An 11809-nucleotide genomic window follows, 5' to 3' on the forward strand; every position below is an offset into this window, starting at 1 on the left:
TGTGCTCATCTTCAGGTCCTCAAAACTCCCAGAAACTGAGCGTCATTGCACACAAACCTGGGAGTTCTGACCATCCCCAGTTGCCAGGTTTGATCAGTGTTCATCGAGGATGTGGCAGTTTTGCAGGGCCGACTCTCGAACTCGGGCAGCAGCTCGTTCAACTTCTCGATCGACAACCTCGTCACGTCGAGCGTGCCCGAACCCACCTCGCTGGCACTGACCCTGGTTGGTCTGGCGGCAGTGGGCGCCACCGCCGCACGCAAGCGCAAGTAAGCCCACGCCTCACGGGGCTGGATCGTTCAGCCCCGTTTGAGTGACAGGTAAATCACGTGCGCCATCACTCTTCTGCATCATTCGGGCGGTCGTCGAACGAGCCAGGCACCCGCTCTTCGCAGGTCTCGAAATGCAGCACGCCCTGCTCCTCCTGCTCATCAAGGTGGTCGAGCAAGGCGTCGATGTCAACGTCGGGTGGCACGTTGAGCGCCACGAAAGTGGCGTTCGCGCGCTCGACCTCCGCGCCCAGGGCCTGCAGGTGCTCGATGCAAGGCGCCTGCTGTTCGCGCTCGATGGCAAAGCTCACGCGTAGCGTCTGGTTGCCACTGCGCTCGACCACCTCGAGGATCTCCGGCTTGAGCTCGGGCGAAGCCGACACGGCCCGCACGGAGTCACCGAAGTTCAGGCCATAGGCACAGAACGGCACGTTCTGCAGCTCGTAGAGGTCACCGCCAAGGGGCTTGACCCAGAAGGACTCGCCCTTGAGCCACCAATGGTTAGGCAGGTCGATGCAGACCTTGGTGAGGTTGTTAGCGGTTTGATTCATGGGATGAGGTGGCTTGCGTCAGGCCCGCTTGTTGTGAAGCCACGATGCCAGCAGCACGCCCGCACCACCCGCCAGGGCGCCCATGAACCCGCCGAAGGCCAGCGCGATGGGCCACATCGACGCCCCGCCACCCGAGTAGGGCAGAACGAACTCGGAGACCAGCACGAAAGCCGGCACCACGGCGCACGATGCCAGCCATGAGCGGGCTTCGCGCCGGGTGGCGGAGCACAGGGCGGCGCCTACCACGAATGCCAACAGCAGTGACAAGTACGCGGCCATGCAGGGGACTCCCAATCTGGTTTTTTGTGAGCCCCGATTGTGAGCGATGCCGGCTGCCCCGATCTACCGCCCGAGCGCGATGCCGCGCGCCTCGACGGCGATGACGGCTCAGGCACCAGGCAGCGCGCTGGGGGTCAAAGGCACGTACCCCGCTTCGAGCGGCGCGACCACGGAAATGAACTTCAGGGGCTCGGGGCTGGTGCACAAAACGCCGTGTACCTCGCCTTGTCTGGCGACGACGACATCGCCCGGCACCACGTTGACGAAACCGCCCTGCTCGTCCGTTTGGTACTGCCCATGGCCAGACAGGATGGTCCAGGTGTCCTGGCCCTCGGGGTGGGTGTGCGCAGCGATGCGTTGACCCGGTGCCACGTGCCACGCGACGATGACCGAGTGCTCGGACTCCAGCACCACCGAGCGCTCGGGCTCGCGGTCGGACGGCTGCATGTGTTCGCTGGACTTGTAGACGCGTTGGCTGTTCATGGTTGGATCCATCTGTGACGGTGTGCATGGAGCAAAAACTGCGCCTCACATGGCGCCTGGCCGCCGATTCACCGGGTCAGGAAGTTGAAGATCAGCACCCCTGAGGCGGCCAGCAAGGCCGTGAACGTCATGACCATGCCGGAGACCCGGAAGACGAACTTTTCGTTCATCTGGCTCATGCCGTGTGCGTGCACGCAGCGCCCGACCAGGAGCAAGGCACCGAGCCCATGGATGACCCAGGGATGCGCACCCTGGAACTCGACGAAGCCAATCAGCAAGAGCGTGAGGGGCGCGTACTCGGCGAAGTTCGAATGCACGCGCATGGCCCGGAGCATCTCGTCGTTGTCCTTGGCGCCGACGCCGATCTTGAGCCTGCGGCGCAGGCCGATGGTTCGGATGCTCAGGTAGAAAAAGAGCAGGCCCAGCAGGGCGGCGTAAAAGGGGAGGATGTGCATGAAGCCTGTGCTCTGCTCTTTGATTGATAGGGTGACCGCCGTATACATTTGCACATCTCACACTCCGCACAAGGTGTGTCGACCTGCAGACAAGCAAGAATGCCGAAGCTCAAGGGACATCAATACACGCGAGGCTGCCAGGCGTGATGGCGTTTTTGCTGGACACGTATTCAAACCTCAACACCCTGCTCCACGCTTCAAAGGGCCTCGCCTCGCCATAAGACCACGTGCAAGCTTTGAGAACTCCTCCCTCGCACGAGAAGCTGCTAGAGCCGGAGGGTGAACGAGATTGGGACCAGAGGATGTAGGAGGCAATGAAGTGACTGACGCCTTTCCCTGGGAGGTCGCACTGGAGCAGGTTCTCTTGAATCATCAGATGGGGATCTTGCATCAGGGCAAGCAGAGCCCGCTTTGATTCCTCGGAATACCCACTCTTTGATTTCGAGTCAGCCACAACATACCCAACCACACCGCCCATGAAGAATGCCATGGTCGTGAGCATGATGCAGAGCGACTTACGCACGGTCCAATTCGCAGGCTGAGCTGACTCGTCACTCATCTCCACCCCCCTTCCTTTTGCGCCAGCGGTCCGTGAATGTTCTTAGGTCGCACCTCCCTGGCATCCGGCCAGCGCCTCGGCGCCCCAGCCGCCACTGCAGCACCGCCACCACCAGCGCCATCACCATCACGCACAGCGCCAGCTCGGTCATGGCCACCTTGTCGCCCAGCGTGCGGGGCGCGTCAAACACGGTGTAGGGCGCCTGCACGAAGCGCACAAAGGCAAACACCATGGCCGTGAGCACCAGTTGCCAGGGGCCGAACACCGCCCACAGCGGGTAGGCCAGCATGGCCGCGTACAGCACGGCCACCAGGGTGCCAGGCACGAAGACGGCCAGGTAGCGCTCAAGCGAGCCGGGGGGCGCGGCCTTGATCACCTCGTTCATGAAGTCCAGGTTGCCCACCAGCACCGCGTACACCTGAAAGCCCACGAACAAGGTCGTGCACCACAGCAGCACGCGCACCAGCCAGTTGGGCTGCACGCCCCTCTGGCGCCAGCGGTGGGCGCCCCACCAGCTCAGGGCCAGCAGGGCCAGCAGCAGGGCCAGGCCGTTGGGGTTGCGGTCCATGGCGCTGGACCACCAGGGCGAGCCCACCAGCCAGGCCAGGCACAGCAGCGCCGTCAGCTTTTGAGCCATGTGCCCTCCCCTCGCCTTCTCGCGGTTCAGGCCTTGGGGCCCTGGGCCAGCGGGGTGTGCCACTTGGCCTGGGGCACCACCTTGGGCTCGGTCGGGTCCAGCATGTAATGCGGCGACATGATCTGCACGCCGTTTTCGTTGAACACGTCCTGGATGTTGGCGTGCAAGGCGCTGAGCACCTCGGCGCGTGGGCGCGGCTGATCGGGTATTGCTTGGGCCACCAGGCGGTACTCGGGGTACCAGTCGCTCAGCGCGGTCTGGTAGACGCGGGGCGCTGGGGTGTCCAGCACACCGGGCGTGCGGCGCGCGGCTTCGATCAGCATGGCTTCAACTTGCCGCCAGGGCGTGTCGTAGCCGATGGTGACCACGGTGTCGACGATGTAGCCGGGGCCTTGCACCTCGCGCGAGTAGTTCTTGGTGGCCGAGCTGGCGATGATGTTGTTGGGCAGCACGATCTCTTCGCCCAGCCCGGTGCGGATGCGGGTGTTGAAGGCGCCCACTTCCAGCACGGTGCCTTCGTGTTCGCCCACGCGCACGTACTCGCCTTTGCGCAGCGTGTTGCTGTAGGTCAGGATCAGGCCGGCCGCGACCTGGGCCACGAAGCTCGACGCACCGAGCGACAGCATCAGGCCCACCAGCACCGACATGCCTTTGAAGGCCTCGGTTTCGGCGCCGGGCAGGTAGGGGTAGGCCATGGCCAGCGCGAAGATCCAGATCACCCACGAGGCCACGCGGCGGGTGGGCGTGGCGGCGTCGGGGCGCAGCCAGCTCAGCGTGAGGTGGCCGGTTTCAACGCGGTGAAAGACACGCGCCAGGGCGCCCACCACCGCGCGCGCCAGCAGCAGGATCAGGCCGGCCACCACCAGGCCGGGCACGGCGTTCACCACGCCACTGCCCAGCTCCAGCACGGCGTTGACCAGGAAGCGTCGCAAGCCCTCGCCCCAGGGCCGCGTGTACGGGAACTGCTGCAGCGAAAAGCTCAACCAGCCATAGGCCACCAGCAGGCCCAGGCCCCAGCTCAAGGCGGTGTCGAGGTGGCCAACGGCCTGGCGCACGCGGCCGCGGCGCAGCACCTGGGCGTCGGCCAGCTTGCGGGTCTTGGTGTCCAGGAAGCGTTCGAGCAGGCGCAGGGCCGCGTCGCGCAGGTGGCCCAGGGCCCACAGCAGCGCAGCGGCCACGGTGGTGGCGCCCAGCACCCAGGCCAGGCTGATCAGCAGGCTGCGGGTGTCGCGGCCTTCCTGGGTTTCGCGGATGGCCAGGTTCAGCGCGGCCACGGTGCGGTCCATCAGGCTGGCCAGGGTGTCGCCCAGCAGCGGGTCGGCGTCGGCGGCGTGCAGCACGATGGTCATCACGCCGTCGATGAAGATCAGCTCGCCTTCGGGCGTGGAGCGGGTGGTGACGCGGCCCGGCCCGCCAGCGGCCAGCGCCTGGTCGATGTTGTGGCTGGCGCGGCGCACGCGCTCTTCGGGCGTCATGCCCAGGAAGGCCGTCTGCAGCGTGAGGATGGGCCGGTTGGCCACGTGCAGCGTGGCGGGCTCTTCGATGACGGCTTCGGGGGGGCGGGTGGTGTTGGCCCCTGCGTTGGGCGCCGTGTTGGCGGCGGCCGGCTGGGAAGCGCCGTGCGTGGCCGGGGTGGACGCGTGGCTGGCGGCGTGGTGCGGCTTGGCTTGCGCTGGCGTGGGCGCCACGGTGGCGAGGGTGGCGCCAAGCCCGAAGGCCAGGCCCAGGATCAGGCTGAACAGACCGGTGCGGGTCAAAGGCTGAGGGCGCATGTTGGGCAAGGCAAGGGGCTGACGGTGCCCGGCCTCGCCTGCGTCAAACCACCAGGCGCGCCGGGTCCAGGAACTGCTGTCGGTATGCCTCGAATGTAAGGCGGTCTGTGGCCTCGATCTCGGCCTGGGCCTGCCACGAGCGGTTGGCGCGCAACAGCGCGGCTTCGCGCTCGGCCGCGTTCAAGGGCTGGGCCAGCAGGGCCTGGCCCACGCGCTCGGAGGCGGCCAGGCCAAAGGCCGCGTGCTCGCCCGCGTGCAGTTGCCGCATGGCTTGCAAGGCGCGGGCCGAGGGCAGTTGGTCGGCCTGTTGCAGGTCTTGCGTGGCCTTGTGCCAGGCTTGCGTGAAGGCGTCGGTGTTCTGCACCTCGTCGAGGTGGCGCGCCAGCGGCAGGCCTTGCGCCATCACGTCGGCGGCCCAGTCGGTCAGCAGCACGTCTTCGCCGGCGCGGCGCAGCTTCAGGCCCGGCTCGCGGCCACGAGAGGCCACCAGGCGCTGGTTGTCGACCAGCTCGCGGATCTCTTGCGGCGAGTCGGGTGGGCTCTCGGACGTCATCGCCCACAGCAGGAAGACATCCAGCACGCGCAGGGTGTGCTCGTCGATGCCCACGGTGAGCTCGGGCTGCAGGTCCATGCAGCGCACCTCGACGTACTCGACGCCGCGCTCGCGCAGGGCGTGCAGCGGGCGCTCGCCAGGCTGGGTCACGCGCTTGGGGCGGATGGGGCTGTAGAACTCGTTTTCGATCTGCAGCAGGCTGGTGCCCAGTTGGCGGTAGCTGCCATCGGGCGCCTGGATGCCCAGGGCCTCGTAAGGCGGGTGCGAGCCGACCAGCGCGCCACGCAGCGAGCGCGCGTAGCCGTCGAGGTGGTTGTAGCTCACGCACAGCGCGCTTTGTGCGTCGCTCTGGTAGCCCAGGCGGCCCATGCGCAACGAGGTGGCATGCGGCAGGTGCAGTGTGTCGTCGCCCAGGGGCTGCAAGCCGTGGTCGAGCCCGGCCACGAAGCCCTTGGTGACGGCGGGCGATGCACCGAACAGCATCAGCAGCACGAAGACGTGCCGGCGGAAGTTGCGGATCAGCGCGAAGTAGTCCTCGGTGGTGGCGCCTTGCACCGACCAGTTGTAGTGGATGCCGCTGATGGTCTGCATGCGCGCGCCGTAGCGGTGCACCAGCCCGTTGCGATACACGCGCTTGGCCTGGCCCACGTTGGAGGTGCCGTAGTAGCCAATGGGGATGGCGCCGTCGGGCGGCAGGTGGCCGGGCATGGAGCTGGCCCACATGCGCTGCGGGCCGATGGCTTGCAGCACCTCGCGGTGGATGTCGGTGAGCTCGCGCAGGCAGTCGTCGATGCTGGCGTGCACGCCGGTGACGAGTTCGAGCTGCGACTCGCTGAAGTCGGTGGTGATGTGCGGGTGGGTCAGGGCCGAGCCCAGGGCGCGCGGGTGGGCGTCGGCCGCCAGGGTGCCGTCGGGCAGCACGCGCAGGCCTTCTTTTTCGATGCCACGCCGCATGGCGGACACGTCGAGGCGCTGAAGGCGGTCGAGTGGGCTGGGCACGGGCGGTCTCCTTGGTGGCATCGGGCGGGCGCACCCTCAAGGCACGCAGAGGGCGCGATTGTGCGCCATCGCGTGTGACCTTGCATGAACGCCCGCCTATGGCCTTGGAGCCCAGGCAACCCGCTCGGATTTCACAATCCGATGCCCAGTGCCGTGGCCGTGTCCCAGACCAGGCATTGGTGCTTGGCGTAGATGCCGCCCAGGTAGTTGGTCGACACCTGGGGCGTGGTCAGCTGTTGCGTGGCCGAGGTGAGTTTGTTGAAGCGCGGCCAGTTCAGCTGACCACCGCCGTTGGGGTTGCCCGTGGCGGCAAAGCGGCCCCAGTACTGCGCCATCTGGGCCGACAGTTGCAGCTGCGCCGGCGAGGCCACCTCGAGCGGGTCCGGGCTGGGCGGTGTGGTCGCGATGCGGGACTGGAACAGGAAGGGCAACTCGGACGCGTGGTAAGCCCCCCAGTTCATGAAGGGATCGGGTGCGAGCTGGGGCACCAGCGGCTCCTGGAACTCGTAGGCGTAGGTGGGCACGTAGGCCGACAGGCTGCGCGCAGCCGACTGCGTGCCGCAGGCGAACATGGCGTCGGTCATCAGGGCCGATGCGGCCAGGTTGGGCGAGCCCAGTCGCTTGCTGGAGTAGTCCAACATGACGATGGAAGCCAGCGTGGCGCTGCCCGCGATGTCGGTGACCAGGGCCTTGTATTCGGCCTCGGTGAGCGGTGAGCCGCGACGCAGGTCGTAGGCCAGCGCCACGAACAGACGGCCTTCTTCCCGGGTGGCGCCCACCATCGTCGGCACGCGGTGGAACTTGCCTTGGCGCACCAGGTCCTTGGGCGCAGCGGGCAGGATCACGCCGTCCACCCAGGGCGACAGCCCCAGCAAGGTCTTCGGGTTCTCGAAGTCGATCGAGGGTGCGGCGTTGAAGACCTCGTCGGTGGACTTGCTGCGCAGGCAGGCGAGCTGTGATGGGCCGGCTGGGCAGCCCAGCTTCTTCGCCAGCGCGTTGCCCGTGGCCACGGACTGCTCGCGCTTCAAAGTACCCAGGGTGCAGGGCCCGCTTTGCAGGATGGCGCGCTGGAACAGGCCGGCAGCCGCTGGCGAGACGAACTGCTGGCACACGCTGATGCTGCCGGCCGACTGGCCGAACAGGGTCACTCGCTTGGCGTCGCCGCCGAAGTTGGCGATGTTGCGCTGAACCCAGCGCAGCGCGGCCTGCTGGTCCTGCAGCGCGTGGTTGCCGGCCGGGTCTTCGGCGCTCAAGGCGTCCAGCGCCATCAGGCCGAAGATGCCCAGGCGGTAGTTGACGGTGACGACGATGGTGCCGGTGGACTGCGCCAGGCGGCTGCCGTCGTACTGCGAGCCAGCGCCAGTCAGGAAGGCGCCGCCGTGCACCCACACCATCACCGGCGCGTTGCTGCCGGCTTGCACGCCGGGCGGCACGTGAACGTTGAGGTAGAGGCAGTCTTCGCTGGAGCCGGGCACGCCGGCTGGCGGCAGCGTGGCGTCTTGCTTGCAAGCGGGGCCGGCACGGTCGGCCAGGCGCACGCCCTGCCAGGGCTGCACGGGCGCGGGGGCCTTCCAGCGCAGCTCGCCCACAGGGGGCTGGGCAAAGGGCAGGCCCATGTAGACCGTGCCGCCGTCGGAGCCGCTCAGGCCCTGCACCCAGCCGGCCTGCGTGGACACCGGCGCGGGTGCGGCTTGTGCAGTGCCGGCCCAGCTGGACAGCGCCAGCGCAACGGTGGCAAGGGTGGCCAACGCGGCCCCGGTGATGCGCCTGGTGGCGGGTGCTTGCGGCATGTCTGCGTCCTCCTGAAGGGTCAAAGGTGGGCGCATTGTGGTCAGGCGCTGCGGGGCGCAGGTTGTCATTTCCATGCATCGACTTGTCATTTCTCTGCAGCCACGCACGACACTGGTGAAAGTCCTTAAGTCGCCCCCCTGAGGCGTTCCCGCAGCATCCCCCGCATGAGCAAAACAAACAAGGTTCCGGCGCGCTACGTGGCGCTGCTGGTTCAGATCCTCGAGGAGCAAGGCATCGATTGCACGCCGGCCCTGGATGAAGCCGGCGTGGCCCGCGCCAGCCTGCGCCACAACGATGCGCTGCTGTCGCCCGATCAGGTCATCGCGGCCACGCGCCTGCTGACCGAGGCCAGCGGCGGCCAGCGTGACCTGGGCATGCGCATTGGCGCCACGACGGGGCTTGGCCAATTCGGCGAGCTGGGCTTGGGCATGCTCAGCTGCGCCAACGTCAAGGCATGCATGGACCTGTGCGCCCAGTACTACGTGCTCGTCACACCCAGTTTTTCGATGCACACGCGCATGCTGGGCTCGGCTTACGAGCTGAGCTGGCAGCCCATCCAGCCGGTGCCTTATGACGTGATGGTGCTGGCCTACGACCTGACCTTGATGAGCTTTCACACGCAGCTGCAAGGCCTGTTGCGTGACGACATGCCCAGCTACGACGCCTACCTGTTCTCGCCCGCGCCGCCCGACATGCAGCGCTACGAGGCACTCAAGCCAGGCCGCTGCCACTTCGGGCAAGGCGGGCTGCCCACCCTGCGCATCGTCATCGACGCCGAGGTGCTCGAGCGCACGCCCATGCCCCTGGCGCACGCCACGAACCTGGACGAGATCCGGCAGCGCCTGGACGTCAAGCTGATCCACCACCTGGAGCAAGACCAACGCGACTGGCGCGGGTGGGTGGCGATGATGCTGTCGCAGGCCCAGGCGCACCAGCCCACGCAGGACGAACTCGCCGCCATCGTGAACGTCTCGACCAGCACGCTGGCTCGCCACCTGGCTGCGCAGGGCACCACCTTTCGCGAGCTGGCCAACGACATCCGCCACGAGCGCGCCTGCGAATGGTTGCGCGAAGGCCGGCTGCGCGTGGCCGACGTGGCCGAGCTGCTGGGCTACACCAACCCGGCCAACTTCATCCGCGCGTTCAAAGCGCGTGCTAGCGTGAGCCCGGCGCAGTACAGCAAGGCGCAGGCCGCCGGCGGCTGAGGGGCTGAGGGCGGCGCCCACAAAGGGCTGCGGGCAAGGCCTGCAAAAGCGTGCCAGGGCCCGTACGTCAAACAACGTATTGGGCGCATGCAGGCGGCTTCGAACAATGGCAAGGCTTTGTTCCGCCCGCCCATTTTGAGGAGCCCGCCATGCTTCACGGTGACATTTCCAGCAGCGACGACACCGTCGGCGTCGCAGTCGTCAACTACAAGATGCCCCGGCTGCACACCACGGCCGAGGTGCTTGAGAACGCGCACAAGATCCGCCAGATGATCGAGGGCATGAAGCTGGGCCTGCCTGGCCTGGACCTGGTCATCTTCCCCGAGTACAGCACCCACGGGATCATGTATGACAAGGCCGAGATGATGGAGACGGCCGTCAACATCCCCGGCGACGTGACCGAGGTGTTCTCGCAGGCCTGCCGCAACGCCAAGGTGTGGGGCGTGTTCTCGCTGACCGGCGAGCGCCACGAGGAGCACCCCAAGAAGGTGCCCTACAACACGCTGATCCTGATGAACGACCAGGGCGAGATCGTCCAGAAGTACCGCAAGATCATGCCGTGGACGCCGATCGAGGGCTGGTACCCCGGCGACCAGACTTACGTGTCGGACGGCCCCAAGGGCCTCAAAGTCAGCCTCATCATCTGCGACGACGGCAACTACCCCGAGATCTGGCGCGATTGCGCCATGAAGGGCGCCGAGCTGGTGATCCGCTGCCAGGGCTACATGTACCCGGCCAAGGAGCAGCAGGTCATGATCTCCAAGTCCATGGCCTGGGCCAACAACTGCTACGTGGCGGTGGCCAACGCGGCGGGCTTCGACGGCGTCTACAGCTACTTCGGGCACAGCGCCATCATCGGCTTCGACGGGCGCACGCTGGGCGAGTGCGGCGAAGAGGACTACGGCATCCAGTACGCGCAGCTGAGCAAGCGCCTGATCCGCGACGCGCGCTCCACCGGCCAGTCGCAGAACCATTTGTTCAAGCTGCTGCACCGCGGCTACACCGGCAAGATCAATTCGGGCGAAGGCGACAAGGGCGTGGCCGAATGCCCGTTCAGCTTCTACCGCGAGTGGGTGGCCGACCCGCTGGGCACGCAGGCCAAGGTCGAGGCCATCACGCGGCCCACGGTGGGCACGGCGGAATGCCCGATCGAGGGCATCCCGAACGACGCGCGGCTGAAGTACGAGTGAGCCGCGCGGGCAGCGAAGTTCACCAGATGGAGTGGTGATCTTCTGTGACGCCCAGAAGGTCTTTGACGGGGCGCGCGGGCGCGGTCAGCGTGGGCCGCACCGTGCCCTCGAACAGGCCCACGGGCTGGATGTAGCGGCTCGCGGCGATGACCACGCGCTTGTCGCCGCAGCGTGCACCCAGCGGTTTGAAGCGCAGGTCGACCAGGCCGTCGTCGGTGCGGATGCGCCAGTCGGCCAGCGGCTGCGCCGGATCGAACTCGAAGTGCGCCGAGCCCAGCGGGATCAGGTCACCATCGAGCCACAGCGCGTTTTCCTGATCGCCGAAATAGCCTGACTGCAGGTTCAAGCCGAGCCCTGGGCGGTGCGCACTGGCCCAGCGCCAGGCCGTGTCACGCGCCAGCAGGCCATTGGAGCTGTCGATGCTGGCGTTGCCCTCGTTGAGGCTCAGGCGCTGCCCATCCATCGACACCCAGCCGCGCACCGACAGCGCCGAGGTCTTGTGCGTGGCGTGCGCCAAGCCACCCTTGGGCGTGCCGATGGCCAGCAGGCTGGGCGGCATGCGGCCCAGGTCAAGCTCGGCCTGCAAGTGGACGTGCTTGGTGCGCCAGTCGATGTGCAGCGTGTCGTCCGCGGCAGGCCGAAAGGCCAGCCGACCGTTGAACGAGCGGAACCACGCCTGACCGGTTTGCAGGGCCCCGTTGTTCACCTGGCCTGACAGCTTGGGCAGGCCCACCGCGTCCCAATCGACCACCAGGCGCTGACGCAGGCGGTCGAACACATAGGCGAATGCGGTCGTGGACCAGCCCAGGTCGACGATGGCCATGCCGATGAACAGCGTGGGCGAGCCGATGCCGACGTAGGTCCAGCGCTTGTGGTGGCAGCGCAGCCACCAATCGGGGCGGGCCTGGGCGTCGTGCAGGCCAGCCCAATCGACCTCGGGCAAGCGGCCCACGTAGCGCCCGGCCTGCAAGCGACCATGGAGCACCGCCGCGTCAGGGGCGAGGGGCAAGGCGTCGGCAGCGAGGTGAGGCAGCGCGGCGTTCACGGTGGGCGGGTTCAGAGACGG

12 protein-coding genes are annotated in these 11809 nt (G+C 67.2%); 3 read left to right on the top strand and 9 right to left on the bottom strand.

The window, feature by feature from the left end; translation table 11 throughout:
• Positions 1-96 precede the first annotated feature (96 nt).
• Positions 97-273: a PEP-CTERM sorting domain-containing protein gene (locus ABG80_RS21315; RefSeq protein WP_083505904.1), complete on the top strand. Its 177-nt coding sequence runs from the start codon at positions 97-99 to the stop codon at positions 271-273.
• A 64-nt stretch (positions 274-337) separates the two neighbouring features.
• Here ABG80_RS21315 and ABG80_RS07330 read toward each other — a convergent pair whose 3' ends face one another.
• The 8 genes from ABG80_RS07330 to ABG80_RS07370 form a co-directional block, all read right to left on the bottom strand.
• Positions 338-820, bottom strand: a complete 483-nt coding sequence (locus ABG80_RS07330; RefSeq protein WP_058087083.1) for a DUF4265 domain-containing protein — start codon at positions 818-820, stop codon at positions 338-340.
• An 18-nt stretch (positions 821-838) separates the two neighbouring features.
• Entirely contained in the window at positions 839-1099 is a 261-nt protein-coding gene (locus ABG80_RS07335; protein WP_058087084.1) for a hypothetical protein, read from the bottom strand.
• A 108-nt stretch (positions 1100-1207) separates the two neighbouring features.
• Positions 1208-1582 (bottom strand): cupin domain-containing protein, encoded by a 375-nt coding sequence (locus ABG80_RS07340; protein WP_058087085.1) that lies wholly within the window; start codon positions 1580-1582, stop codon positions 1208-1210.
• A gap of 68 nt (positions 1583-1650) precedes the next feature.
• Positions 1651-2037 (bottom strand): MAPEG family protein, encoded by a 387-nt coding sequence (locus ABG80_RS07345; protein ID WP_058087086.1) that lies wholly within the window; start codon positions 2035-2037, stop codon positions 1651-1653.
• Between the two features lie 551 nt (positions 2038-2588).
• Positions 2589-3233: a hypothetical protein gene (locus ABG80_RS07355; RefSeq protein ID WP_058087088.1), complete on the bottom strand. Its 645-nt coding sequence runs from the start codon at positions 3231-3233 to the stop codon at positions 2589-2591.
• A gap of 26 nt (positions 3234-3259) precedes the next feature.
• Positions 3260-5005, bottom strand: coding sequence for a mechanosensitive ion channel family protein (locus ABG80_RS07360; RefSeq protein ID WP_083505910.1), 1746 nt, complete (start codon positions 5003-5005; stop codon positions 3260-3262).
• 43 nt (positions 5006-5048) lie between these two features.
• Entirely contained in the window at positions 5049-6512 is a 1464-nt protein-coding gene (gene gshA / locus ABG80_RS07365) for a glutamate--cysteine ligase (protein WP_058087121.1), read from the bottom strand.
• 176 nt (positions 6513-6688) lie between these two features.
• The gene (locus ABG80_RS07370; protein WP_160322486.1) at positions 6689-8347 is read right to left on the bottom strand and encodes a carboxylesterase/lipase family protein; all 1659 of its coding nucleotides are present in this window, start codon (positions 8345-8347) and stop codon (positions 6689-6691) included.
• 165 nt (positions 8348-8512) lie between these two features.
• On the opposite strand from ABG80_RS07370, the gene ABG80_RS07375 reads away from it, so the two are divergent.
• Positions 8513-9553, top strand: a complete 1041-nt coding sequence (locus tag ABG80_RS07375; protein WP_058087091.1) for a helix-turn-helix domain-containing protein — start codon at positions 8513-8515, stop codon at positions 9551-9553.
• Positions 9554-9702: 149 nt separating this feature from the next.
• The gene (locus tag ABG80_RS07380) at positions 9703-10743 is read left to right on the top strand and encodes an aliphatic amidase (protein ID WP_058087092.1); all 1041 of its coding nucleotides are present in this window, start codon (positions 9703-9705) and stop codon (positions 10741-10743) included.
• 19 nt (positions 10744-10762) lie between these two features.
• On the opposite strand, the gene ABG80_RS07385 is transcribed toward ABG80_RS07380, so the two are convergent.
• Positions 10763-11788: a DUF2804 domain-containing protein gene (locus ABG80_RS07385; RefSeq protein WP_058087093.1), complete on the bottom strand. Its 1026-nt coding sequence runs from the start codon at positions 11786-11788 to the stop codon at positions 10763-10765.
• Between the last annotated feature and the right edge of the window lie 21 nt (positions 11789-11809).

Origin of the sequence: Aquabacterium parvum (genome assembly GCF_001447195.1) — a bacterium.
Classification (GTDB): Bacteria; Pseudomonadota; Gammaproteobacteria; order Burkholderiales; family Burkholderiaceae_C; genus Aquabacterium; species Aquabacterium parvum.

Excerpts from the sequence above, each read along its gene's own strand:
- ABG80_RS07330 (WP_058087083.1), bottom strand. The coding sequence starts at position 820 with ATGAATCAAACCGCTAACAACCTCACCAAGGTCTGCATCGACCTGCCT.
- ABG80_RS07380 (WP_058087092.1), top strand. The coding sequence starts at position 9,703 with ATGCTTCACGGTGACATTTCCAGCAGCGACGACACCGTCGGCGTCGCA.
- ABG80_RS07375 (WP_058087091.1), top strand. The coding sequence starts at position 8,513 with ATGAGCAAAACAAACAAGGTTCCGGCGCGCTACGTGGCGCTGCTGGTT.
- gshA (WP_058087121.1), bottom strand. The coding sequence starts at position 6,512 with ATGCGGCGTGGCATCGAAAAAGAAGGCCTGCGCGTGCTGCCCGACGGC.
- ABG80_RS07335 (WP_058087084.1), bottom strand. The coding sequence starts at position 1,099 with ATGGCCGCGTACTTGTCACTGCTGTTGGCATTCGTGGTAGGCGCCGCC.
- ABG80_RS07370 (WP_160322486.1), bottom strand. The coding sequence starts at position 8,347 with ATGCCGCAAGCACCCGCCACCAGGCGCATCACCGGGGCCGCGTTGGCC.
- ABG80_RS07340 (WP_058087085.1), bottom strand. The coding sequence starts at position 1,582 with ATGAACAGCCAACGCGTCTACAAGTCCAGCGAACACATGCAGCCGTCC.
- ABG80_RS07360 (WP_083505910.1), bottom strand. The coding sequence starts at position 5,005 with ATGCGCCCTCAGCCTTTGACCCGCACCGGTCTGTTCAGCCTGATCCTG.
- ABG80_RS07355 (WP_058087088.1), bottom strand. The coding sequence starts at position 3,233 with ATGGCTCAAAAGCTGACGGCGCTGCTGTGCCTGGCCTGGCTGGTGGGC.
- ABG80_RS07345 (WP_058087086.1), bottom strand. The coding sequence starts at position 2,037 with ATGCACATCCTCCCCTTTTACGCCGCCCTGCTGGGCCTGCTCTTTTTC.